Source organism: Georgenia sp. Z1344, assembly GCF_049856295.1.
GTDB lineage: Bacteria > Actinomycetota > Actinomycetes > Actinomycetales > Actinomycetaceae > JB111.
The window spans coordinates 113,503-137,332 of sequence record NZ_JBNDMZ010000006.1 but is presented as its reverse complement, the minus strand read 5'-3'; the positions used below and the strand labels follow the sequence as shown (position 1 = coordinate 137,332).

Below are 23,830 nucleotides of genomic sequence, written 5' to 3'. Positions count from 1 at the left end.
GGTGCCCCGCGTCACAGGTGATGGCAGGATGGGGAGGTAGTGCCCCGAGGTACTGCCGCCGCGAGAAGAAGGAGAAGCGCCGTGGATGGTGACGTCATCGACTCGGTCCCGCTGTTCGAGGACCTCGAGGAGGCCGATCGCGCCGCCCTGTTGCAGGTCATGGGGCAGATCAAGCTGCGCCGTGGGGAGATCCTGTTCCGAGAGGGTGAGCCCGGCGACCGGATGTACATCCTCCTCGACGGCAAGGTGAAGGTCGGGCACCGCTCGGCCGACGGCCGCGAGAACCTCCTGGCGGTGCTCGGCCCCGGCGAGCTCCTCGGCGAGCTCACCCTGTTCGACCCGGGACCCCGCTCGACGACGGCGACCGCTGTGGCGCCGACCCGGATGCTCGTCCTCGAGCACCGCGACCTCATGGAGTACATCGACACCCGTCCGGGCCTGGGCAAGCGCCTCCTGCGCTCGCTGGCCCAGCGCCTGCGCCGCACGAACACCGCGCTCGGCGACCTCGTGTTCTCCGACGTGCCGGGTCGCGTGGCCAAGGCACTGCTCGACCTCGCCGACCGGTTCGGCGAGTCGACCTCCGAGGGCGTCCACGTCCCCCACGACCTCACCCAGGAGGAGCTGGCCCAGCTGGTCGGCGCCTCCCGCGAGACGGTCAACAAGTCGCTCGCCGACTTCGTCTCCCGCGGCTGGATCCGCCTCGAGGGTCGCGCCGTGCTGCTCCTCGACATCGAGCGCCTGCGCCGCCGCGCCCGCTGACCCGACCACGGCGTGACGGCGCCCCGGCCTGCGGGCCGGGGCGCCGTCGTCGTGCATGGGTCCCGTCGTCCCGCGCAGGTTCCGCCGCCGTGCGCGGGTGGGCGCCTACGGGCCGGGCTCAGGCCTCGTCGGGCGAGACCTCGACGAGCAGCTCGACCTCGACGGGGACACCCAGCGGGAGCACCGCGACCCCGACCGCGGAGCGCGAGTGCGTGCCGAGGTCGCCGAAGATCTCCCCGAGCAGCTCGGAGGCGCCGTTGACGACCTGGGGCTGCCCGGTGAAGCCGGGATCGGAGGCGACGAAGCCGGTCACCTTGACGACCCGCGTGATCGCGTCGAGCGACCCGGTGAGCGAGCGGACCGCTGCCAGGGCGTTGAGCGTGGCCGTGCGAGCGGCGGCGTAGGCGTCCTCGGGCGAGACACCGGCGCCGACGAGGCCGACGTGCGTGGGTTCGCCGCCGACGACGGGAAGCTGGCCCGAGGTCTGGACGTGCGTGCCGGTCCGCACGGCGGGGACGTAGGCGGCGACCGGGGTGGCGACCGGCGGCAGCTGGATCCCCAGCTCGGCCAGGCGGGCCTCGGCGCCCATCAGGCGCCCGTCGGACGCTTGAGGTAGGCCACCGGGTTCGTGGTGCCCTCGGGGCCGGGGACGATCTGGACGAGCTCCCAGCCGTCGGCGCCCCACTGGTCGAGGATCGCCTTGGTCTGGTGGCTGATGAGCGGGATGGTCGCGTACTCCCAGGTAGTCATGCGCCGATCCTATGGCGGCGGGACCTCCGGGGGCACCTGCCGACCGCCCGGTGGGTCAGCTGGTGGCGCGCGCCATGAGGAGGCGCGGAGCCTCGGCCTGGCTGAGCTGCGCGATGACGGCGTCGTCCTCGCGCCGCAGGGCCTCGCTCCAGGAGGTGACGGCGGGGTACCGGCGCTGCAGCGCGCGGCGCTCGCGCTCGGTGAGACCGCCCCACACGCCCTGGACCGGTCCCGCCTCCAGCGCGTCGGCCAGGCACTCGAGTCGGACGGGGCAGGCGAAGCACACGGACCGGACCTGTCGTTGCGCGGGGCCCTCGGCGAACAGCACGTCGGGGTCCAGATCAGCGCACGCTGCCCTCATCGTCCAGCTTGCGTCACTCAACGCGATACACCTTTCTTTGCAGCCGGTGCCGCGACGAACCGGGACGGACGTTGCCGGAACGAAACGCGACCCGCCGAAAGTAGCCCGGATTCCTGGGTTATGGGAAGACCCATTCTCACAGATGAGACCAATTCGCCACGAAGTCCTCTCCCCCGCGTGACCTGTCGCTCACCCCGACGGGCACCGCGCTGCGTACCCTGACGCACATGAGTCGCAGCTCCTCACGGCCCCGTCGCGCCCTGCGCGTGGACCAGGCGATCGTCACGCTGCTCGCGTTCGTCCTGGTCTCGGTGATGGGGGGCCTGCTGAGCGCGGCGCTCGTGCTGCCGGCCGTGGCGACGACGGGCCAGGTCACGCGGGCCGGGACGGAGCTGTTCAGCGACCTGCCGGCCGAGCTCGGCATCCCCGAGCCCTCCGAGCGGTCGACGATCCTCGCCTCCGACGGCACGGTGCTCAGCACGTTCTACGCGGAGAACCGGATCATCGTCGAGTCCGAGGCGATCGACGCCGACATGAAGAACGCCGTGGTGGCGATCGAGGACGAGCGGTTCTACGAGCACAACGGGGTCGACCTCCAGGGCATCATGCGGGCGACCGTCAACAACCTCACCGGCGGCGCGCTCGCCGGGGCGTCGACCCTCACGCAGCAGTACGTGAAGAACCTCCTCATCGAGCAGGGCCGCCGGTCCGGCGATGCGGAGGCCATCGAGGGCGCGGTCGAGACCTCGCTCGGCCGCAAGCTCCGCGAGGCGCAGCTCGCCATCGCGCTCGAGCAGCAGCAGTCGAAGGACCAGATCCTCACGGGCTACCTCAACATCGCCCAGTTCGGTCCCTCGGTCTACGGCGTGGAGTCGGCGGCGCAGCACTACTTCAACCACTCGGCCGCCGAGATGAGCGTCGCCGAGTCGGCCCTGCTGGCAGGCATCACGCAGTCCCCGGCCCGCTGGGACCCGGTCGCGCACCCGGACAACGCGGAGGTCCGCCGCAACCTCGTCCTCGACAACATGCTGCGGCTCGAGTACATCACCGACGAGCAGCACGAGGAGGCGGTGGGCACCCCGGTCGAGGAGATGCTCGACGTCACCTACACCCAGAACGGGTGCGGGGCCGCCGGCAACGCCGCCTACTTCTGCGACTACGTGGTCAAGGAGCTCCTCGCGAACGAGTCGTGGGGCGAGTCGCTGGCCGACCGGCAGGGGATGCTCTACCGCGGCGGCCTGACCATCACGACCACCATCGACCTCGAGCGGCAGGCCGCGGCCTACGAGACGGTGACCGCGAACGTCCCCGTCACGGACCCCTCGGACATCCGGATGGCGCTCAGCTCGATCGAGCCCGGCACCGGACGCATCCAGGCCATGGTCCAGAACACGAACTACGGGCCACCGACGGAGACGGACCAGGACGCCACGCTCATCAACCTCAACGTCGGCACGGACCGCGGCGGCGGCAACGGCTTCCTCACGGGGTCGCTGTTCAAGACGTTCACCCTCGTCGAGTGGGTGAACTCCGGTCACTCGATCCGTGACCGCGTCAACGCCACCGACCGCATGTTCCCCCGCGGGGAGTGGAACATCTCGTGCGCCCCGGAGCTGCGGGACAACTACGAGCCCGGCAACCTCGAGAGCGGCCTCGGCGCCGCCAACGGCATGGTCACCGTGCGGGACGCCACGGCCCGCTCGATCAACACCCCGTTCATCGAGATGGCCGCGGACATGGACCTGTGCGCGATCCTCGACACGACGGCCGCGATGGGCATCGACACCCAGGCCAACGGCACCGAGATGATGCCGCGCCCCTCGATGGTGCTCGGCACGAACCAGAACACGCCCCTGCAGATCGCCGAGGCGTTCGCGACCCTCGCCGCCGGGGGCGTGCACTGCGACCCCGTCGCGATCCTCGAGGTCACCGACTCGGCCGGCAACGACGTGCCGGTGCCGCCCTCGAACTGCGCGGAGGTCCTCGCGCCGGAGGTGGCGGCGGAGGTGACGACGGCCCTGGAGTCGGTCGTCCAGCCCACGGCCACCGGGTCCAACGCCGTGCTCGAGGACAACCGTCCGGCGGCCGGCAAGACCGGTACCGCCAACGCCGACGCCGCCGCCTGGTTCTCCGGGTACACCCCCCAGCTCGCCACAGCGATCTGGATGGGCCACATCGACTCCAACGAGTCGATGTTCGACTCGACGATCAACGGCCAGTTCCACCCCGAGGTCTACGGCGGTCTCTACCCGGCGATGGTGTTCTCCGAGTACACGAACCGCGCCCTCGAGGGCGAGCCGGTGCTGCAGTTCCCGGACGCGACAGCGAACCGGCCCTCCACCTCGGACGACGACGACGAACCCAGCGTCGCCGTGCCCGACGTCGTCGGATACTCGGTCGACGACGCGACGACCCTCCTCGAACGCGCGGGCTTCGAGGTGAGCGTGGGCGCCGAGCGCTCGTCCGAGTGGCGCGCGGGCGGCGTCGCGGCGAGCAGCCCCGCCGCCGGCTCGTCCGCGCCGCGCGGGTCGACCGTCAACATCTACCCGTCCTCGGGCCCGGCGAGCGAGGAGCCGAGCTCCGAGCCGCCGACCACGCCGGATCCCACCACGGAGCCACCGGACGAGGACGAGGACGAGGACCCGACCACCGAGGCGCCGTCGGGCGGTGACGACTGATGGCCGCACCCTGGCGCGGCGTCCTGCGCAGCGTCGGCCGGGGGGCCGCCACGGTCGGACGCGCGGCGTGGCCGTACGCCCTGGCCGCCGTTCCCGCGGGCGTGGCCACGTGGGGCCTGGCCGAGACCCGGATGTTCACGCTGCGGCACGACCGCGTGACGACCCTGACCGCCGGCAGCGAGCCGCTGCGGATCCTCCACCTCTCGGACCTCCACCTGCTGCCCACCCAGCGAGCCAAGCTGCGCTGGCTGCGCTCGCTCAAGGACGTCGAGGTCGACCTCGTCGTGGTCACCGGTGACCTCATCGCCTCGCCCGACGCGATCGAGCCCCTGCGCCAGGCGCTCGGCGGCTTCCTCGACGTGCCGGGGTTGGTGGTGTTCGGATCGAACGACTACGTCGCCCCGCGCTGGCGCAACCCCCTGCGCTACCTCGCGGGCCCTTCCTCCGAGGACGAGGAGGACCACCCGCCGACGACGCCGCTGCCGACCGACGAGCTGCGCGCGATGCTCACCTCGGGGGCGTGGGTCGACCTGACCAACCGCCGGGGATCGGTCGAGGTGCGCGGCGTGCGCGTGACCGCGGTCGGCGTGGACGACCCCCACCTGGACCGGGACCGCTTCCCCGCCCCCGACGCCGAGGCGGCGGAGGTGCCCGAGGGGCCGAGCGTCCACCTCGGCGTCACCCACGCGCCCTACACGCGCGTGCTCGACGACATGGCCGACGACGGCTGCGACCTCATCCTCGCCGGGCACACGCACGGCGGGCAGGTGCGCGTGCCCTTCTACGGGGCGCTCGTGACGAACTGCGACCTCGACACCGGGCGCGCGTCCGGGCTGCACGGCTGGCCCGGGGAGCGCCCGGACCGCAAGGGCGGGGAGGTCTCGACCTGGCTGCACGTCTCGGCCGGCCTCGGCACGAGCCCCTACGCCCAGGTGCGGTTCGCGTGCCGGCCGGAGGCCACCGTGCTCACGCTCGTCACGCCCCGCGGAGAGGGCTGAGTCCGGGCCGCTGCCCGGGTGGCCGTTGCCCGGTGTGCCACGACCGGTGGGCATCGCCGGCCGGGCAGGGACCGGCGCGAACGGGCGTCACGCCGCCGCGGCATGTGTGGCGTGCCACCTGGTCGGCGGCAGGCGGGTGCCGGTCGAGCGGGTATTCTGGTCCGGTTGCCACGGGGTGTGGCGCAGCTTGGTAGCGCGCTTCGTTCGGGACGAAGAGGTCGCAGGTTCAAATCCTGTCACCCCGACCAGCTGGAGGGCCGTCGGCCTGCCGAGAGGCAGGGAGGCGGCCCTTCGTCATGCGTGGCCCCACGACGAGTCCCGGACACGAACGAGGGGCCGCAGGCTGTGTGCCTGCGGCCCCTCGTGAAGATCTGCGCTGTCCCGACGAGTCCCCCTGCGACCCGTCCGGACGGCGGAAGCAGATCCGTGGCGCATCCCGGCTGTCCCCCCGGATCGTCCGGGACGCGCCACGGTGTACTGCTGCGGACGCCCCCGCGCCCACAACCCATCTTGCCTTCCGCCCGGTCCGCACCTCACCCTCACGAGGGTGAATTCCCGGCCGGAAGTCTCCGTCCCGAGGAGGAGAGACCTCTGCCCACGCTCAGCCGCTGCGCGCGGCGCCGGAATGTGCTAGGAGGGGCAGGATCCGAGCGCCTGGTCGACGGTCGCCGCGTACTGCCGCGCGCCGTCGTTGCCCGGGTGGATGTGGTCCTGGCCGACGAGCTCCGGATCGTCCTCGACGGCGGCGTGCCAGTCGGCGACGACGACGCTCTCGTGCCGCTCGGCCGACTCGTGGATCGCCCCGTTCGCCTCCGGGATCCAGGTCGCGCTGTCCTGCCCGTAGCCGGTGACGAGGACGACGCACCTGTCCCCCGCGGCCTCGACCAGCTGGTCGATCTCGGACTCGCGGACGGTCCCGTTCGTCGCGCCGGCCACGACCACGTGGTCGGCGAGCGTGCCGGCCCGAGCCATCTGCTCGACGATCCCCACCTCGGAGCCGAACGAGCGGGAGACCTCCGCGTCGACGGTCACGCCGGGCAGCGCCTCGCCGATGGCCGGACCGGACGCGAGCGTGACGGAGTCCCCGACCACGCTGACGTCGGCGCCGGCCACACCCGACCCGGCGCTGGGCGCGCCGTCTCCGGAGGGGGACTCCCCGGACGCGCTCTCGCCGCCCTCGCGCCCGCCCTGCCCCGGCTCGCCCTGCTCCGAGCGGGACTCACCGGACGGGGGCTCGTCGTCGTCGGGGCTCGTGCCGGTCGTTCCGGGCTCCCCCTCGGCGGACGGGTTCTCTCCGGCCGGGTCCTCGGCGCCGCCGGGCTCGCCGGTCGGGCCGTGCTCGTCCGCCCCGGCAGACCCGTCGCCGGCGCCGTCGTCCGGGGTCTCACCGGCGTCGGACCCGCCGGCGTCCCCGGTCTCGTCGGACTCGCCGGGCGCCGGATACGTCCGCACGCCGCCCGTGCCGGGCCCGGAGGCGAAGAGCTCCTCGGTCGAGGTGCGGTCGGGCGCCTGGTCGACCGCCCACGCGGTGCCGGTGAGGACGACCGCGGACGCGGCCACCACGGGCACGCCGAGGGTGAGAGACCGGCGCCTGAGCGAGGCGGCGGCGCCGCGGACGCCGAGGCGTCGCACGGGGGTCTCGACCCACCGGTAGCTCGCCTCGGCGGCGAGAACGGTGCCGGCGAGCACGCCGGCGGCGACGAGGCGGGGATCGGCGTAGGGCCATTGCGCCTGGGCGAGGACGAGGAGCGGCCAGTGCCACAGGTAGATGGAGTACGACCGCTCGCCGAGCCAGACGACCGGCGGCAGCTCGAGCACGCGGACGAGCGTGCGCCCGGCCGGCTGCTCGAGGACGGCGGGCGTCATCGCCTGCACCACGAGGGCGGCGAGGACCGAGGCGGCCAGCAGGAGCCACGGGGTGGCGAGGTCGCTCGCGGCCGAACCCACGACGGCGAGGACGACGAGGGCGAGCAGGGCAGCCCAACCGGCGCCCCCGCGGACGGCGGCCTGCACCGGACCGACGGTTCCCTCGGCGCTCCGGCGGGCGGGGTGCCCGGCGGGGTACCAGAGGCCGTCCCGGCTGCGCGGCCGGCCCGGGGCGAGCGCGAGGGCGAGCGCGGCGCCGAGCATGAGCCCGTAGAGGTGGGTGTCGGTGCCGAGGTAGGCGCGGGAGCCGCCGAGGCCGGCGGCCAGCGCGACCGAGGCCGCGCCGATCGTCAGCGCGAGCCAGGGGCGGATGCCGCGCGGCGCCTTCCAGACGAGGAGCAGGGCGAGTGGCCACACGAGGTAGAACTGCTGCTCGACCCCGAGGGACCACGCGTGGGTGAGGAGCGCCGGGGTCTGCTGGTCGAAGTAGCTCTGGCCGTCGGCGACCTGGAACCAGTTGGCGGTGAAGGTCAGGGTGCCGACGAGCTGGCGGCCGATCCGGACGAGCACGTCGCCGCCCACGAGCGCGGCGAGTGCGGTGACGGCGAGCGCGCACGTGACGACGGCCGGGGCGAGGCGCCTGACCCGTCGGACGACGAATCCGGGGACGTCGACGGACCCCGTGCGGCCGATCTCGCGCACGAGCAGGGTGGTGATGAGGAAGCCCGAGACGACGAAGAAGACGTCGACGCCCACGTTGCCCGCCGGGGCGAGCCCGGGCAGCAGGTGGTAGACGAGGACGAGCGCGCAGCCGAGCGCGCGCAGGCCGTCCAGGCCCCGGATCCGTCCACCGATCGCCATGCCGTGTGCTCCCTCCGTTCGACACCACCCGCCGGGCGGCGCCCCCTATGGAACACCATGAGTCACACGAGTAACAGCAGCCACGCTGGTTACGGCGTGCCGTCGGTGGGGACCGCATACGCACCGAGAGCTGGCCGGCCGCGAACGCCGAACGGCCCGTCCCTGCCGAGGTCGGCAGGGACGGGCCGCGTGCGGCTGTCCGGGTTCAGCGGCCGAGCTCGGCGGCGACGAGCTCCCCGATCTGGACGGTGTTGAGGGCGGCACCCTTGCGCAGGTTGTCGCCGACCACGAACATCGCGATCCCGTGCCCGTCGGGCGCGGCACCGTCGGCGCGGACGCGACCGACCAGCGTCTCGTCGCGGCCGGTGCCCTTGAGCGGGGTCGGCAGGTCGTCGAGCGCGACGCCGGGGGCGGCCTCGAGCACCTCGAGGGCGCGCTCGGGGGTGAGCTCCCGCTCGAACTCGGCGTTGACGGCCATCCCGTGGCCGGTGAACGTGGGCACGCGCACGCAGGTGCCGGACACGCGCAGGTCGGGCAGCTCGAGGATCTTGCGCGACTCGTTGCGCAGCTTCTGCTCCTCGTCGGTCTCCCGCGAGCCGTCGTCGACGAGGTTGCCGGCGAGGGCCACCACGTTGAAGGCGATCGGCTCGGCGTAGACCTCGGGGACCGGCAGGTCGATCGCGGAGCCGTCGAGCGCGAGCGCCTCGAAATCCTGCTCGACTCCGGCACGGATCTGGCCGGCCAGCTCCTTCACGCCGGCCACGCCGGAGCCGGAGACGGCCTGGTAGCTGGTGACGGTGAGCCGGACGAGCCCGGCGGCGTCGTGCAGCGCCTTGAGGGCGGGCATCGCGGCCATCGTCGTGCAGTTGGGGTTGGCGATGATGCCGTGCGGGCGGTTCGCCGCGGCGTGCGGGTTGACCTCGGACACGACCAGCGGCACCTCGGGATCCTTGCGGAACGCCGAGGAGTTGTCGACCACCACGGCGCCGGCCTCGGCGAACCTCGGTGCCCACGTCCGCGAGGTGCCGCCGCCGGCGGAGAAGAGGGCGACGTCGATGCCCGCGAGCTCGGCGGTCTCGATGTCCTCGACCACGACCTCGCCACCGGCGAAGGGCAGCCGCGTGCCCGCCGAGCGCGCGGTGGCGACGAACCGGACCTGCTCCGGCGTGAGCCCCCGCTGCTCGAGAAGCGCGCGCATGACGCGCCCGACCTGGCCGGTCGCCCCGACCACCGCGACCTTGAGTCCTGTCATCGTCATCGTCCGGTCCCTCCGTACACGACCGCCTCGGTGTCCTCCGCGTCCAGGTCGAAGGCCGTATGGACGGCGCGCACCGCGGCCTCGAGGTCCTCCGAACGGGTGACGACGGAGATGCGGATCTCCGACGTCGAGATCATCTCGATGTTGATGCCCGCGTTGTACAGGGCGTCGAAGAGCCGGGCGGAGACGCCGGGGTTCGAGCGCATGCCGGCGCCGACCAGCGAGAGGAGTCCGACCTCCTCGTCCGCGCGGAGCTCGCCGTAGCCGATCTCCTCGCGCGCCGCCTCGAGCGCGCGGCGGGCGGCCGCGACCTGGTCGGTCGGCAGCGTGAAGGAGATGTCCGTCGTCCCCGTCGCCTTCGCGGAGACGTTCTGGACGATCATGTCGATGTTCGCCTCGGCGGCGGCCACGACCCGGAACAGGCGCGACGCGGAGCCCGGGATGTCCGGCACGTCGACCACCGTGATCTTGCTCTGGCTCTGGTCGTGGGCGATGCCGGAGATGATCGGCTCTTCCATGTCGTCTCCTTCGTACGTGTTCTCGGAGGTGACCAGCGTCCCCTCCAGGTGCGAGAACGACGAGCGCACGTGCAGCGGCACGCCGTAGCGGCGGGCGAACTCGACGGCCCGCAGGTGGAGGATCTTCGCGCCGTGGGACGCGAGCTCGAGGGTCTCCTCGAACGAGATCCGGTCGATCTTCCGCGCCTTGGGCACGATCCGCGGGTCCGCGGTGAACAGGCCGTCGACGTCGGAGAAGATCTCGCAGACGTCGGCGTCCAGCGCGGCGGCGAGCGCCACGGCGGTCGTGTCGGAGCCGCCGCGGCCGAGCGTGGTGACGTCGTTGTTCTCGTTGACTCCCTGGAACCCGGCGACGATGGCGACCTGCCCGTCGTCGAGGGTCTTGAGGATCCGGCCGGGCGCCATCTTGAGGATCGAGGCGCGCCCGTAGGACGTGTCCGTGACGAGGCCGGCCTGCTGCCCCGTGTAGGACCGGGCGCTCACGCCCTCGGCGGTCAACGCCATCGCGAGGAGCGACATCGAGATGCGCTCGCCCGCGGTGAGGAGGATGTCGAGCTCGCGGGCGGGCGGATCGTCCGTCACCTGACCGGCGAGGTCGAGCAGGTCGTCCGTCGTGTCACCCATCGCGGAGACGACGACCACCACCTCGTGGCCAGCCTTCCGCGTGGCGGCGACCCGGCGGGCGACCCGCCGCATCGCCTCGGCGTCACTGACGGAGGATCCGCCGAACTTCTGCACGACACGTGCCACTGGTGGTGCCTCCAAGATCTCGTCGGTGGACCGACGGTCAGGGCACCGCCGACTCCGTCGTGCCGACAAGGATAGGGGGATGCCCGGAAGGTGGACAGGTGGTCCCGGTCCGCGGACCTGAGCGACGGCTCACGCGGGTTCCCTGCGGACTACCACCAGCCGAGCTCGTCCCCCATCTGCCAGCCGAGGCGCAGGACGAGCACCGACACGACGACGACGAACACCACCCGGACGAACCCCGATCCGCGCGCGACCGCCATGCGCGCGCCGAGGTAGCCGCCGGCGAGGTTGCCGACGCCGACGGCGAGACCGGCCGCCCACACCACGTGCCCGGCGGGGACGAAGAAGAGGAGCGCGCCGAGGTTCGTCGCGAGGTTGACGATCTTCGCGATGCCCGAGGCCTGGAGGAACGCGTAGCCGAGCAGGCCGACGAGGCTGATGACGAGGAACGACCCGGTGCCGGGACCGATGACCCCGTCGTAGAGGCCGATGACGGCGCCGATCGCGCAGGCGGCCGCGAGGTGGCGGGCGCCGGTGAGCCGCAGCGCGTTGTCACGGCCCACGTTCGGCCGCGCCACGGTGTAGACGAGGACCGCCACGCACGCCGCGAGGATGATCGGCGTGAACGCCTGCTCGGGGATCGAGGAGGCGATGACGGCGCCGCCGATCGCCGCGAGGAGGGCAGCCCCGGCCATCGGGAGGGCGGTGCGCAGGTCGACGTGGACGCGGCGGTAGTAGGTGATCGAGCTGACGGTCGTGCCCATGATCGAGCCGACCTTGTTCGTCGCCACCGCCGCGAGCGGGCTCATGCCCGGCACGAGGAGGAGGGCGGGAAGCTGGATGAGGCCGCCGCCGCCGACGACGGCGTCGACCCAGCCGGCGGCGAGCCCGGCGAGGACCAGCAGGAGGAGGACCGTGAGGTCGATCTCGGGCATGGCCGGCGATCAGGAGGAGATGCGCGTGCGGCCCTCGAACGACCGGCCGAGGGTGACCTCGTCGGCGTAGTCGAGGTCGCCGCCGGCGGGGAGCCCGACGGCGAGGCGCGAGACGGGGATCTCGAGCTGGCCGAGCAGGCGGATGAGGTAGGTCGCCGTGGCCTCGCCCTCGATGTTCGGGTCCATGGCGAGGATGACCTCCTCGACCGGGTGCTTGCCGATACGTGTGAGCAGGTCGGCGATCCGCAGGTCGTTCGGCCCGATGCCGCGCAGCGGGTCGATGACGCCGCCGAGCACGTGGTAGCGGCCCCGGAACTCGCGGGTGCGCTCGATGGCCACGACGTCCTTGGGCTCCTCGACCACGCAGAGCAGCGCGTAGGTGCGGCGCTCGTCGGCGCAGATGCGACACAGCTCGGCCTCGGCGACGTTCCCGCACTCGTCGCAGAAGCGGACCTTGGCCTTGACCTCGACCAGCGCGGTGGCGAGGCGGGCGATGTCGTCCGGCTCGGCCGCGAGCACGTGGAACGCGATGCGCTGGGCAGACTTCGGACCGATCCCGGGCAGCTGCCCGAGCTCGTCGATCAGATCCTGAACAGCGCCGTCGTACACGCAGGCAGCCTACGTCCCCGGGGGGACGTCGGAGCTCGGCGACCGCTTCTCGAGGATCCGCGCACCGAACGCGGAGATCAGCAGGTCCACGCCCATGAGCCCGGACTGCTCGGCGTCCTCGTCGTCCGGCGAGGGCTGGTCGTCCGCCGGGTCGACCCGCGGGACGCCGAACCCGCCCGGGCTCTGCGGCTGCCCGGGCCCCGCCGGGTGGGGGTCGGGGGTCCCGTCGAGCGGGCGCTGGCCGGGCAGGACGACGGGCGCCTCCGCGCCGTCGTCCTCGGGCGCGTAACGGTCGTCCGGCGGCGGGTAGTCGTCGTTCGGCGCGACGGCGCCGCTGACCTCGGTGTCGGCCCCGTGGTCCGGCCCGACGACGGAGCTCTCGTCGACGGCCTCGTCCACCGGTGCGCGGTCGCCGGCCGGCTCCGACCAGCCGTCCTCGGTGGTGATGTCGGGGCCGGGCAGGTCGGCGAGGTCGTCCTCGTCGGGGCTCGGGGCCGCGACGGGACCGGTGGAGGTGACGGTCGAGGCCGGGTCGGCGGGCGGGACAGCGGAGGTCGTTGCGGGTGCGGGCGCGGCCGGAACAGTGGCGCCAGGAATGGCGGCGGGGTCAGGGGCGACAGAACCCGCTGCCACGGAGGGAGCGCCCGGCCCCGGATCCTCGGCCGCAGCGGCGCGCAGGGCGCGCCCGGGTACGGCGACGGCGGGCCACCCGTCCGGGCCGACCGGGGCCGGCTCGGGCGCTCGTGCGGCTGCCGGGGCCGGGTCGGGGCGGGCGGGAGCGGCGGGTGCCGGCCCGGCGGTCGGGTCGGCAGTCGGGTCGGCCACACGGTCGTCGTCGGCGTTCGGCTCGGCGTGAGCGTCCGTGGACGCACCACCGTCGGCGTTCGGCTCGGCGTGGGCGTCGGAGGACGGGCCGCCGTCCGGGTCGGCGGCGGGCTCACCCTCGGGTGTCAGCGGGACGCCGGGAGCTGCGACCGGCGCGTCTGTCGGGACGTCCTGCGGCCGGCGATGACCGGGGTCGTCGTCGGACCCGTTGCCGCGCGAGCCGACGGGCCGCTCGGGCCGGGGCGAACGACCGCGCGCGCCGGCACCCTGGCCACCCGCTCCCCCACCCGGGGCCGGAGCTGCTCCCGCGATGCCGGCGGTCGCCCGGAGTCGCACGCCGAAGGTGCGCCGCAGCGCCTCCTCGACCGGCTCCGCGTGCCCGCCGTTGCGGAACGCGTCTGCCAGGCCGGCGCTCGGGAAGTCGAGCCGCACCTCGTCGGCCGTCACGCCGCCGACGACCGCGTTCTGGGACACGAGCGCCCAGGAGGCACGGCGTAGACCGGCCAGCACGTCGACGACCTCGGACCAGCGTCCGGCCACGGCATCGGGGCCGATGCCGTCGGCCCCGCCGGCGTCCGGTGGGGTCGCTTCGGCGGGAGCCGGGGCGCCGGCGGTCGCGGAGGTGCCGGGCGCAGGCCGCCCTCCGGCCTGGTCGGTGTTCGGCCCGGGCGCCGGGCCCGGAACCGACGCGGGCTCCTCCTCGCGCGCCGGCGGTGCCGACTGCTCGGGTACCTGTCGGGGAGCTGACGCGGTCTGCTGCTCGGGCGCCGACGGGTCGGGTCGAGCGGGCGCCGGCTCCTGCGTGGACGGGACAGGCTGCTCGGCCGCCGGCGCGGAGTCCGGCGCCGGCCGGCTCGCTCCGGGGGGCGAGAGCAGGTCGCGCCAGTCCGGTGCGGCGGGCGCGGCCGCCTGCGGCTCGGACGTGCCACGGCCCGGGGTCGCTGCGCCTCCACCGGCATTCGCACCGATGCCCTCCCGCGCGCGACTCGGCTCGGCCGGCGCAGGTCCGCCTGCCGGCGCGCCGCCGTGCTCGGACGATGCCTCCGCCCCCGTCGCGCCACCTGGGCCGCCAGGCCCCGCCGTCGGGCGTCCGTCAGGTGAGGACCCGTCGGACGGGCGCCCGCCGTCGGGCGTGCGTCGATCCGAAGGTGCGCTCCCCCCGGCCCGAGAGGACTGCGGGAGCGAGGCTCCGGCGTCGTGCGGGGGAACTGCCCCGGAGGCGAGCGCCTGCTCGACCGTCTCGACCCGCGCGAGGATGCCGGCCTCGGCGTCCCCGACACCGGGCAGGAGGATCCGCGCGCACAGCAGCTCGAGGTGCAGGCGCGGGCTCGTCGCGCCGGTCATCTCGGACAGCGCGGCGTTGGTGAGGTCGGCCGACCGGCTGAGGCGGGCGGGGCCCATCCGCTGGGCCTGCTCCTGCATGCGCGTGAGCTGGTCCTGGGGCACGCCGCGCAGGACGGTCTCCGCCTGCTCGCCGGCGACGGACAGGACGACGAGGTCGCGCAGGCGCTCGAGGAGGTCCTCGACGAAGCGCCGGGGGTCGTGGCCGGTGGCCACCACGTCGTCCACGACGTCGAAGAGCGCGGCTCCGTCCCGGTCGGCGAGGGCGTCGACGACCGAGTCGAGCAGCGCGGAGTCGGTGAATCCGAGCAGCGCGGAGGCGCGGTCGAGCGCGAGGGTGCCGCCGGACGAGCCCGCGACGAGCTGGTCGAGCACCGACAGGGAGTCCCGGACGGACCCCCCGCCCGCGCGCACGACCATCGGCAGCACGCCCTCGGCGACCTCGACGCCCTCGGCCTGCGCGAGCGAACCGAGGTAGCCGGTGAGGACCCGGGGGCCGACGAGCCGGAACGGGTAGTGGTGGGTGCGCGACCGGATGGTCCCGATGACCTTCTCGGGCTCCGTCGTGGCGAACACGAACTTCACGTGCTCCGGCGGTTCCTCGACGAGCTTGAGCAGCGCGTTGAACCCCTGCGGGGTGACCATGTGCGCCTCGTCGAGGATGAAGACCTTGTAGCGGTCCCGCACCGGGGCGTACGAGGCGCGCTCGCGCAGCTCGCGGGCGTCGTCGACGCCGTTGTGGCTGGCCGCGTCGATCTCGACGACGTCGAGCGACCCCGGTCCCCCGCGCGCGAGCTCGACGCACGAGTCGCACTCACCGCACGGGGTGTCGGTCGGCCCCTGCGCGCAGTTGAGGCAGCGCGCGAGGATGCGCGCCGAGGTGGTCTTGCCGCAGCCGCGCGGACCGGAGAACAGGTAGGCGTGCGTGATGCGGCCGGTGCGCAGCGCCGCCATCAGGGGTTCCGTGACGTGCTCCTGGCCCACGACCTCCTGGAAGGTGTCCGGGCGGTACCGGCGGTACAGGGCTGTCGTCACGGGGTCGACCCTAACCGGGGGCGGGGACGTCGCGTGGCGCGCGGCGAGGACCTGGGGACGAAGGTGCAGCCCGAGCGGTTGTGGAGCCGGGATGTACGTGCGTCGTCGCAGAGGCGTCCGGGCATGAAGGGACCCCCCGCGCACCCGGTAGAGCCCGCCTACCCTTGCTGCCTTCCGGCCCTGGGGGGGTTCAGCGAGATGCCGCCGCACGGGGGGTCTGCCGGGCAGTCTACAAGCCGTCGGGCCCGACGCCGAGGACTGTGGCCCGTCCCTCGCCCGAGGGGGGCGAGGGGGCCTGTCGGCTCGGGTACGCTGGATCCTCGGTACCGCGAGCTCCGGCCCGCGGCCCAGGAGGATTCGCCTAGTGGCCTATGGCGCACGCTTGGAAAGCGTGTTGGGTGCAAGCCCTCGGGGGTTCGAATCCCCCATCCTCCGCAGGGAGAAGCCCCGGATCCGCAAGGGTCCGGGGTTTTTCGTTGCCACGCCGCCGTTTCCGGCCCTCTGTCCTGTTGTCAGTAGTAGGCACTAGTATGCACCTATAGGCAGGATATTAGGACTATGACAGGACGCCGTCAAGGACGGAGCGAGGACCACATGGCGAGCAAGCCGGCGAAGAAGCTGCCGCGGGGCATCGACCGGCGCACCGACGGCATGTTCCGCGCGCGCGTTACGTGGCGCGGGCATCAGTACTCGATTGGTTCGTTCTGGACGATCGGCGACGCACGTGCTGCCCTCGAGATCGCTCGGAGCGAGATCGCCCGGCAGGTGTTCATCCCGCCCGCCGAGCAGCGCCGCACGATCCGGGACGAAGAGCAGCTGGCCCGCCTGAACGCGCTCACCGTCAAGGAATGGTCCGAGGACTGGCTCAAGCGCCTCGAGTCGCTCGACAAGGCCGAGGGCACTCTGAGGTCCTACCGCTCGACCCTCAAGGTCCACGTGCTCGAGAAGCTCGGACGCCGCCAGCTCGTCAGCATCACGCCGGCGGAGATCGACGAGTTGATCGACGAGGTGAAGGCGCGCGGCGGTCCGTGGATGAACGTCGCGCGCACGGTCCGCGCAATGTTCCGCGCCGCCGTCGCCGCCCGGGCCGGCGGACTCACCGAGTCGCCCGTGCAAGTGTCCGTCCCGAAGGAGGCCCGCACGGTCGAGCGCATCGACGGCGAGGACATCGCGTCCCCTGCGGACGTCCGTGCCATGGCGGCCGGGATGCCGGAGCACCTGCGCATCGCCGTGATGCTGGCCGCGTGGTGCGCACTCCGCCAGGGTGAGGTGCTCGGGCTGCAGCGGCGCGACTTCGAGCACCTCGACGACCCGACCAGGACCCTGCTGCACGTGCGCCGGCAGTGGAACTCCAAGGCGACCCCGCCCGGCTACACGGCGCCGAAGTCCGGTTCGGTGGGAGCCGTCGCGGTCCCCGCCTCGGTCGTCCCCGAGCTCGCCCGGCACGTCGAGCGATTCGTCGCGCCGGACCCCACCGCGCCGCTGCTGCCGAGCCCACGAGACTCGCGGGCTCCGATCTCACAATCCGCGTTCGACCGCGCGTGGAGGGTCGCCCGGGATGCCGTTCGTCCCGGGTTCCGCTTCCACGCGCTACGACACACCGGCCTCACCGAGTACGGGAAGGCCGGCGCGACGCTCGAGGACCTCAAGCGGCGCGGCCGGCACCGGAACATCGAGACCGCGATGCGCTACCAGCACTCAACCGCTCAGCGGGACCGCGAGCTCACGGACCGGCTGAACGCGACGATCGGGGACGGACGATGAGGGTGACCGCAATGTGGATCGTCTGCGACTCCCCAAAACACCCGGGGAAGACAGCCAACGTGGCACTGTTCGCGCCGGCCGCCGACGTTAGTGCGCGACTGCTCGCCCCTCGCGAAAGCGGGTGGGTCATGGTGAACCACACGCCGAGTGGACCGGCGCGCCCGAACCTCGCGGGCCTCGCTGACGCGCCGAGCTCGTCTACGTGGGTGCTCTCCGAGGACGATGAACGCAACCGGGCCGCGCGGCCACTCCTCGAGGGACTGTTCCCCGGGCAGGCCGCAATCGCCCCTGGGCCGACGCACAATCAGACGTCGCTCGAGTGCCGGTACTGCTCCGAAACAGTCCGGGCCACGTCGTCGGCCCTCGACACCGCGCTCGACCTCGTGCGCACTCAAGGCGTGTCGCGCATCAATCTGCACACCCTTGCGCGTATCCTGACCCGCGTATGACGAGCGGTGGCGACACCACCGCGGTAATGCCTCCTAGTGGACGGCGCTCTTTCAGCGTCCCCAGGAGGCATTTCTCATGTCCCGCCCCACCCCAGGACTTCACGACGAGCTCCTGACGATCCCGAGGTCCGCCGAGATTCTCGGCACCTCGAGAGACACCGTCCGCCGGATGATCTCTCGCGGCGAGCTCAAGGCCGTGAGATTCGGCCGGAACATCCGCATCCGCCCTCACGACCTCGAGAAGGCGCTCAAGCCGGTCACCACGTACCGCGGCGGTGATCGCGTTGCTTGAGCCCAGACATGCCGCCGCCCCCGGCCGCACAACCGGGGGCGAGCGAGAGAACTGCGAAGCAGACCAACCGATCCCAAGCCTAGTCGACGCGGCTGACGTCAGCCCGGCCGCCACGCCCCTGCCGACGATCTCCGAGCACGACGTCGTCGAGCACGTCAGCGACGCGCTCGTCCTCGTCCTCTACTCGCCGAAGAACAACAGGTTCCGCCGGCGCGTGCTGTTCAATCTGCCGGCCGCGCAGGCCGCGGTGCGCAGGGCGGACGAGCGCGGCGACGCGGCGTGGATCGTCCTGTCTCGGATCGTGCCCGAGGCGGTGGTTCGGTGATCTCGCCAGACCTGTGGGCGATGGCCCCGCGCGCGCAGACCATCGCGCTCGAGTGGTTCGAAGCCGGCTACGTGGCCGGGGTCGAGGTCGGTCGTCGTCTCGAGGAGGCCGAGCTCGCAGCGATCCAGCGGGTCGCGGTCGCGTCAGCTCGAGGTGCTGCCGACCGGGGCCCGTTCGCGCTCGCCGCCGAGCGTCGTGGTGAGCACGAACGTGCGGCTCGTCAGCGGGCGTTGCTCGCGGATCGGGGGATCTCGTGAGCGAGCAGAAGAGCATCTACGAGCTGTTCGACAAGCCGGCAGCGGAGGACGTCCCCGGCGGTGAAGACCCGTTCGAGGTCGCGTCGACGTCCGCCGCTTCCGCACGTTCCGCCGCTCCCTCCGGTTCATATGAGGGGGTGGGGGGTGAAGCGGCGGAGACCGGCGGAGCCCTGCTCGACGAGGTGCGGGCGTGGCTCGCCCGGCACATCGTCGTGATGCAGCCCGGAGACCTTGACGTGCTGACCCTGTGGGCCGCACACACTCACGTCGCCCCGAGGCTCTACACGACTCCGCGACTCCAGATCGACTCTCCGGTGCCCGAGTCCGGGAAGACGACCGTCCTGGAGCACCTCGAGCGGCTCACGTACCGGCCCATCCAGGCGTCGTCGCTCTCGTCGCCGGCGCTGCTCGCCAGGGTGGTCGGGGAGGACCCGCGCACGGTCCTGCTCGACGAGGTCGACCGGACGCTCGACCCGAAGAGGGACGGCGTCGGGGAGATCGTCGCGATCCTCAACTCGGGATACAAGGTCGGCGGCACCCGGCCGACGCTCGTCCCGGTCAAGGGCGGCAGCTGGGAGGCCAAGGAGTTCTCGACGTTCGCCCCCGTCGCGATGGCCGGCAACCAGCCCCAGCTGCCCGACGACACCCGGACCCGGATCGTGCGCGTGCTGCTCCTGCCGGACTGGCGCGGACAGGCCGAGGAATCGGACTGGGAGCTCAAGGACGACGAGGCTCGTGACCTCGGCGACCGCCTGTTCCGGTGGGGCGTGACGGCCAACGTCACCGAGCGCCCCGAGCTCCCGCCCGGCGTCGTGGGCCGGTTCCGAGAGAAGTGGCTCCCGCTCGCCCGGGTCGCCAACGCCGCCGGCGGCCGGTGGCTCGAGACCGTGCGCGAGCTCGCCGCCGAGGACGTCGAACAGGTCCGCCGAGATCGAGAGGAAGGACTCGCCGTGGAGAAGCCCGCTGTCCTGCTGCTGCGTCACATCGTCCAGGGCTGGCCCGAGGGGGAGAAGTTCTGGCGCACGACCGAGCTCGTCGACTCCCTGGTCGCCTGGCACCCCGACATGTGGGGCGACAGCTCGAGCTACGGCAAGGCCCTGACCGCTCAGCGACTCGGACGCATGCTCAGCAGTGGCTACGGCATCCGCAGCACGCGCGAGGACATCGCAGTGAAGGACAGCCCACGCGGGTACCGACGCGACCAGTTCGGGGCCGCTGCCGAGGCTCTGACGTCACGTTCCGCCGGTCCGCCGGTCTCCGCCACTACCCCTCCCATCAAACCGGAGGCACCGGCGGAAGCGTCGGAACCGGCGGCACCCGGTTCGACCACCTGCTCGGTCTGCGGGACCGCCCTCGCGTTCGACGACGGCACCGGCACACACCCGTCCTGCGACACCGGGAGGGCGGCATGAGCGCGACGCGCCCCGAGGTCGCCCACGACGGCGTCCAGCACCGGCACGGGTGCCCGCTACCCGGCTGGCACGTCACGCACTCCCGTGCGCTGCCCGGCCTGTCCGTCGCCCGCTGCGCCGGATGCGACGCCGTCCGCCTGATCCCCGCACCACAGACCTCCGTCGCCGACCGGCGTCGGACCAACCGGAAGGAAATCCCATGACTGACCACGCCATCGCCCGCGGCGACCTCGCCGTCGTCCGCGCCGCCATCCAGGGCACGCAGCGGCTCGCCAAGGAAACCGGCACCACCGTGCCCAAGGCCATCACCACCGGCCTGGCCGACCTCGCCGCGCACATGGACGACGCCACCAAGAGCGCCACCCCCGGGCCCGACGACCTCGGCAGAGCCATCAGGGCCGCCGTCGCCGGGGGTCGGAGCCTGACCGAGGACCCTGAGGTGCTCCGGCTCAGCGCGCTGACCCAGCTCCGCAAGCAGGTCGACATGGACGGCCTCATGAAGCAGATCCGCCTCGAGCGGGAGGCCGCGCTCCTCAAGCAGCACACCCCGGAGCTCGTCAAGATGTGGCGGGGGATCGTCGCCGGGATCTCCGAGGACCTGACCAAGGCGATCGCCGAGATCGACGAGCGCGTGAGCTTCACCGACATCCAGTCTGCGTCCGCGCTCAACCCGGACCGGATGGCGCTGTGGGCCAAGGCCCGGGCTGCCCTCAACATCGCGAGCCGGCTCACCGACACCTGGAAGCTCCTCGCCCGGTCCACCGGCAACGCCCAGGTGGTCGCCAGTGACGAGCCGCTGATCCTCGCCGACCTCACCCTCGCCGACCTCGACGCCCTCGGGAACCGGCCGACCCCGGACGTCCTGATCCGCGCCGGCCACGCGCTCGAGCTCGCCACCCCGGCAGAGTTCACCGAGCGTCGCGCACGGGTCGCCGCCGAGCGACGCGAGGACCTCCACGACCGCGAGAGGGCCACTCAGCAGGCGATCGCCGAGGGCCGGCACCCCCGCCGCTCCAACCGGCTCGACCCCAACGCTCCCAGCATCGAGGACCCCGACGCGCTCGGCCGCGCCCTCGCCGGCCGCGTCGGTCACAACCGGATCCGCCCGCTGGTCCTCGACAACTGGAAGTAGGGAGCGCCAACCATGACCACCGTCAACGCGGAGAGCAACGATCGGGCCCTCGCGCTCATCGCCACACTCAGCGACCAGATCGGCGACGAGGAAGCCATCTTCGCCACCGTCGCCAAAGCGATGGACGCCGGCCCGAACGGGCCCGCCGAAGTCGCGTGGGCCCTGGTGAGCGTCTTCGCCAGGTACGTCCGACACGACCCCGACCCCGACCCCGAGGACGACTACAGCTAGACCCCCGCGCGCACCCCCGCTGGTCGAGAGACGCACCGGCCGCGCGCGAGGCCCACCCCCGACCCTCAGGAGGCCCCCGGGCCACCAGCCACCCCCGACGACACCGCCGGCCCCGCCAGCCACCCCGGGCCACCAGCAGGCCCCGGCCCCGCCAGCATCCCCGGCGCCCACCACGACAGCGCAGGTCGCAGCAGTTCGCTCGAGTTCGCAGCGGTCACAGCGTTCAGCGTCAACGACACTGCTCACCAACCAAGGAGAAGTGCTCATGGTTCGCCGTAACACCACAGTCAGAGACAGAGCACGCGCGATCCTGCGCCGCGCCGGCGGACCCTGCCACATCTGCGGCGGCGAGATCGACTACTCCCTGCCGACCTACGACCCCGGCAGCTTCGTCGTCGACCACGTGATCCCGCTCGCCCGCGGCGGCAGCGACGCCCTGAGCAACAAGAAGCCCAGCCATCGTGCTTGTAACCGCGCCAAGGGCGCTAAGCCGCACGCGGACATCATCAAGCGCTCAGGTTCGCTCAGCAGGCCAGGGACGACGCCGTGATCGGCACGGCCGGCAGTGAGTCGACGCGGACCTCGACGTGGTCGCGGCCGCGGACCTCAAGCACCTCGACGACCGAGACCGCCGGAGGGCGACGACCTCAGAGGGCCCTGGGGAAGGGACCCGCTCCCAGACCCTTTCGCTTCTCCGAGGCATAGGACACATACCTGCCCACGACCTGAGTGATTCGACCTATATCCGACCCTGACGAGAGGAAATGACATGGAACACCGCACACCTGCCGGCCTCAAGGCCCCCGGCCGCAAGCTCTGGAAGTCCGTCGCCGAGGAGTTCGAGCTCGGTGAGCACGAGCTGAGCGTGCTGCTCGAGGCGGCCCGCACGGTCGACGCCCTGGCCGAGCTCGAGCGCATCGTGCGCGAGGACGGCGTCACCAACGTGTCACCACAGGGCCTGCGCGCGCACCCGGCTCTCGTCGAGGCCCGTCAGCAGCGCGTCACCCTGGCGAAGCTGATCGCGTCGCTGCGCATCCCGCTGGACGACGACCAGAGCGTGGGCCGGCTCCCGCAGCAGCGCTCCGGGGTCCGTCCGGCCTCGATGAGCGTGGGACGGTGAGGCGCCGCACCAGGGCCGAGCGCGGCCTCGTCCCGGTCGCGCCGGCGCACCTGGTCGAGTTCCGAGACGAGGACTGGACGGCCGCGACCCCGTACCGCCGGTTCGCTCAGTGGCTCGACGCTCGGGCGGCGTGGCAGGACGAGGTCGGCGAGGAGGCCGCCGAGGGTCTGACGATCGACCAGATCCCCGACGGCCCGTTCGACCCGAGGGAGATCTGACGTGCGACGCAAGCGACGTGACATCGGCGGGGTCCCTGCCCGGTTGCTCGTCTTCGACCCCGCGGACTGGGCGGGCCGCTCGTGGCGGGACCGGTTCGATGCCTGGCGCTCCTCCCTCGAGGAGTTCGACGCTGAGCACGGATGGCCCGCCGGCCGGCTGGACATGTTCTACCGGACCGTGATGACCCGACAGCTGCACGAGAGGCGCGCCCTGCACCGCGGCGTCACCGAACACTTCGGCCTGCCTCCCGAGCGGTGACCGCTACGGCCGCGGATCGGTCATCATCCCAGCGTTGGAGCGGCACGCCCTGTTCGTGCACTTCCGCTTGGGCAGCCAGTGACCGCCGGCGTCGGCCAAGCTCGACACGTCGTTCCATCCCACGACCACGACTCGGGAACCGCACACCGCGCAGGGCTCGGGCCTGTAGTTCTTTTTCTCGGCAGTAGTCATCGAGTCGGCCATGCTCGGGACCGTACCGCCCTCCACCGGCTCCCGCGCGATGTCCACCGCGCTCGTGCTGAGCGACGCGGGGCGTCGGGAGAGCGGGCGCTGGAAGCGCGGCAGTGTCGCTATTACCGAATCCGGTAATAGCGGGAGCACGTGGCGCAACGCGATCAACCTGGCGGGCACCGTCCTTGACCACGCTTCCGACTCTATCCGTCACGGCGTGTTCCCTTGTGACGGATGCAGGGCCGTGGCACTATCTGTCACATGCCAGTGACGTGTGACGTTTGTGGGGATGAGTTCGATCCTGTTCGGGCCGATGCGCGGTACTGCTCGGGCCGCTGTCGCACGCAGGCGTACCGGGTGCGCCTCGAGGGAGAGAAGCCCAAGCGTCGGCGCAGGCCGCTGCCGGATGCGTTCCACGATGCGAGCTACGACCTCCGCCGGGTCGTCGAGCGGCTCGAGCGGCTCGCGGGCGACGAGCGCTTGCCGCGCAACCGGGCGGCGCTGTCCGAGCGGGAGTACCACGACCTGGCCCGCAGCCGTGAGGCGATCGACCGCGTCCTCGACATCCTCGGAGAGCCGTCACCGACGACCTGGCCGTGACGGGTTCGGGATCGCTATTAACGGATCCGTGAATA

General features: G+C 72.6%; 25 protein-coding genes, 2 tRNA genes and 1 other RNA gene. 18 read left to right on the top strand and 10 right to left on the bottom strand.

Annotated features, from left to right (window positions below; genetic code table 11):
• Window positions 1-81 precede the first annotated feature (81 nt).
• Window positions 82-759 carry a Crp/Fnr family transcriptional regulator gene (locus ACPYO6_RS08200; RefSeq protein WP_425714367.1) on the top strand — a complete coding sequence of 226 codons (678 nt, stop codon included), beginning with the start codon at window positions 82-84 and terminating at the stop codon, window positions 757-759.
• A 118-nt stretch (window positions 760-877) separates the two neighbouring features.
• Here the strand turns inward: ACPYO6_RS08200 and ACPYO6_RS08195 are convergent, their stop codons facing one another.
• Genes ACPYO6_RS08195 through ACPYO6_RS08185 form a run of 3 tightly spaced genes read right to left on the bottom strand, consistent with a single transcriptional unit; the run spans window position 878 to window position 1,891 of the window.
• Window positions 878-1,348, bottom strand: coding sequence for a RidA family protein (locus tag ACPYO6_RS08195; protein ID WP_425714366.1), 471 nt, complete (start codon window positions 1,346-1,348; stop codon window positions 878-880).
• Window positions 1,348-1,509: a DUF4177 domain-containing protein gene (locus tag ACPYO6_RS08190; protein ID WP_425714365.1), complete on the bottom strand. Its 162-nt coding sequence runs from the start codon at window positions 1,507-1,509 to the stop codon at window positions 1,348-1,350. Before ACPYO6_RS08190 ends, ACPYO6_RS08195 begins: the two co-directional genes overlap by 1 nt.
• 55 nt (window positions 1,510-1,564) lie before the next feature.
• Window positions 1,565-1,891, bottom strand: a complete 327-nt coding sequence (locus tag ACPYO6_RS08185) for a WhiB family transcriptional regulator (RefSeq protein ID WP_425714364.1) — start codon at window positions 1,889-1,891, stop codon at window positions 1,565-1,567.
• 206 nt (window positions 1,892-2,097) lie between these two features.
• Here ACPYO6_RS08185 and ACPYO6_RS08180 point away from each other — a divergent pair, with 206 nt between their 5' ends.
• The 3 genes from ACPYO6_RS08180 (at window position 2,098) to ACPYO6_RS08170 (ending at window position 5,794) form a co-directional block, all read left to right on the top strand.
• Window positions 2,098-4,548, top strand: coding sequence for a transglycosylase domain-containing protein (locus ACPYO6_RS08180; protein ID WP_425714363.1), 2,451 nt, complete (start codon window positions 2,098-2,100; stop codon window positions 4,546-4,548).
• On the top strand, window positions 4,548-5,546 hold the full coding sequence (locus ACPYO6_RS08175; RefSeq protein WP_425714362.1) for a metallophosphoesterase: 999 nt from the start codon (window positions 4,548-4,550) through the stop codon (window positions 5,544-5,546). Before ACPYO6_RS08180 ends, ACPYO6_RS08175 begins: the two co-directional genes overlap by 1 nt.
• A 171-nt stretch (window positions 5,547-5,717) precedes the next feature.
• Window positions 5,718-5,794: transfer RNA gene (locus ACPYO6_RS08170), tRNA-Pro, on the top strand.
• Window positions 5,795-6,176: 382 nt separating this feature from the next.
• On the opposite strand, the gene ACPYO6_RS08165 is transcribed toward ACPYO6_RS08170, so the two are convergent.
• From ACPYO6_RS08165 to ffs, 7 genes are all read right to left on the bottom strand, one after another.
• Window positions 6,177-8,273, bottom strand: coding sequence for an acyltransferase family protein (locus ACPYO6_RS08165; RefSeq protein ID WP_425714361.1), 2,097 nt, complete (start codon window positions 8,271-8,273; stop codon window positions 6,177-6,179).
• A 205-nt stretch (window positions 8,274-8,478) separates the two neighbouring features.
• A complete protein-coding gene (locus ACPYO6_RS08160) occupies window positions 8,479-9,531 on the bottom strand; it encodes an aspartate-semialdehyde dehydrogenase (protein WP_425714360.1) in 1,053 nt (350 codons plus the stop codon).
• Window positions 9,528-10,799 (bottom strand): aspartate kinase, encoded by a 1,272-nt coding sequence (locus ACPYO6_RS08155; RefSeq protein WP_425714359.1) that lies wholly within the window; start codon window positions 10,797-10,799, stop codon window positions 9,528-9,530. The genes ACPYO6_RS08160 and ACPYO6_RS08155 overlap by 4 nt, the downstream gene beginning before the upstream one ends.
• A 149-nt stretch (window positions 10,800-10,948) precedes the next feature.
• A complete protein-coding gene (locus ACPYO6_RS08150; RefSeq protein WP_425714358.1) occupies window positions 10,949-11,734 on the bottom strand; it encodes a TSUP family transporter in 786 nt (261 codons plus the stop codon).
• Window positions 11,735-11,743: 9 nt separating this feature from the next.
• Window positions 11,744-12,343, bottom strand: coding sequence for a recombination mediator RecR (recR, locus tag ACPYO6_RS08145; protein WP_425714357.1), 600 nt, complete (start codon window positions 12,341-12,343; stop codon window positions 11,744-11,746).
• Between the two features lie 9 nt (window positions 12,344-12,352).
• Entirely contained in the window at window positions 12,353-15,544 is a 3,192-nt protein-coding gene (locus ACPYO6_RS08140; protein WP_425714356.1) for a DNA polymerase III subunit gamma and tau, read from the bottom strand.
• 124 nt (window positions 15,545-15,668) lie between these two features.
• An RNA gene (ffs, locus tag ACPYO6_RS08135) (signal recognition particle sRNA small type) lies at window positions 15,669-15,765 on the bottom strand.
• Window positions 15,766-15,894: 129 nt separating this feature from the next.
• Here ffs and ACPYO6_RS08130 point away from each other — a divergent pair.
• From ACPYO6_RS08130 to ACPYO6_RS08065, 14 genes are all read left to right on the top strand, one after another.
• Window positions 15,895-15,979 (top strand) — tRNA-Ser (locus tag ACPYO6_RS08130).
• Between the two features lie 159 nt (window positions 15,980-16,138).
• The gene (locus ACPYO6_RS08125; RefSeq protein ID WP_425714355.1) at window positions 16,139-17,308 is read left to right on the top strand and encodes a tyrosine-type recombinase/integrase; all 1,170 of its coding nucleotides are present in this window, start codon (window positions 16,139-16,141) and stop codon (window positions 17,306-17,308) included.
• Window positions 17,309-17,514: 206 nt separating this feature from the next.
• Window positions 17,515-17,757 carry a hypothetical protein gene (locus tag ACPYO6_RS08120; protein WP_425714354.1) on the top strand — a complete coding sequence of 81 codons (243 nt, stop codon included), beginning with the start codon at window positions 17,515-17,517 and terminating at the stop codon, window positions 17,755-17,757.
• A 76-nt stretch (window positions 17,758-17,833) separates the two neighbouring features.
• Entirely contained in the window at window positions 17,834-18,049 is a 216-nt protein-coding gene (locus ACPYO6_RS08115) for a helix-turn-helix domain-containing protein (protein WP_425714353.1), read from the top strand.
• Complete coding sequence (locus tag ACPYO6_RS08110) at window positions 18,033-18,374, top strand: hypothetical protein (RefSeq protein WP_425714352.1); 342 nt, start codon at window positions 18,033-18,035, stop codon at window positions 18,372-18,374. The genes ACPYO6_RS08115 and ACPYO6_RS08110 overlap by 17 nt, the downstream gene beginning before the upstream one ends.
• Entirely contained in the window at window positions 18,371-18,631 is a 261-nt protein-coding gene (locus ACPYO6_RS08105) for a hypothetical protein (RefSeq protein WP_425714351.1), read from the top strand. The genes ACPYO6_RS08110 and ACPYO6_RS08105 overlap by 4 nt, the downstream gene beginning before the upstream one ends.
• Window positions 18,628-20,043, top strand: a complete 1,416-nt coding sequence (locus ACPYO6_RS08100; protein WP_425714350.1) for a DUF3631 domain-containing protein — start codon at window positions 18,628-18,630, stop codon at window positions 20,041-20,043. Before ACPYO6_RS08105 ends, ACPYO6_RS08100 begins: the two co-directional genes overlap by 4 nt.
• A 199-nt stretch (window positions 20,044-20,242) precedes the next feature.
• Window positions 20,243-21,175, top strand: coding sequence for a hypothetical protein (locus tag ACPYO6_RS08095; RefSeq protein ID WP_425714349.1), 933 nt, complete (start codon window positions 20,243-20,245; stop codon window positions 21,173-21,175).
• A 12-nt stretch (window positions 21,176-21,187) separates the two neighbouring features.
• Entirely contained in the window at window positions 21,188-21,406 is a 219-nt protein-coding gene (locus ACPYO6_RS08090; protein WP_425714348.1) for a hypothetical protein, read from the top strand.
• A gap of 265 nt (window positions 21,407-21,671) precedes the next feature.
• A complete protein-coding gene (locus tag ACPYO6_RS08085) occupies window positions 21,672-21,956 on the top strand; it encodes an HNH endonuclease (RefSeq protein WP_425714347.1) in 285 nt (94 codons plus the stop codon).
• Window positions 21,957-22,175: 219 nt separating this feature from the next.
• Complete coding sequence (locus ACPYO6_RS08080; RefSeq protein WP_425714346.1) at window positions 22,176-22,526, top strand: terminase; 351 nt, start codon at window positions 22,176-22,178, stop codon at window positions 22,524-22,526.
• Window positions 22,523-22,744, top strand: a complete 222-nt coding sequence (locus ACPYO6_RS08075) for a hypothetical protein (RefSeq protein ID WP_425714345.1) — start codon at window positions 22,523-22,525, stop codon at window positions 22,742-22,744. The genes ACPYO6_RS08080 and ACPYO6_RS08075 overlap by 4 nt, the downstream gene beginning before the upstream one ends.
• Window position 22,745: 1 nt before the next feature.
• Complete coding sequence (locus tag ACPYO6_RS08070; RefSeq protein WP_425714344.1) at window positions 22,746-23,003, top strand: hypothetical protein; 258 nt, start codon at window positions 22,746-22,748, stop codon at window positions 23,001-23,003.
• 549 nt (window positions 23,004-23,552) lie between these two features.
• Complete coding sequence (locus ACPYO6_RS08065; protein ID WP_425714343.1) at window positions 23,553-23,795, top strand: hypothetical protein; 243 nt, start codon at window positions 23,553-23,555, stop codon at window positions 23,793-23,795.
• The last annotated feature ends 35 nt before the right edge of the window (window positions 23,796-23,830 follow it).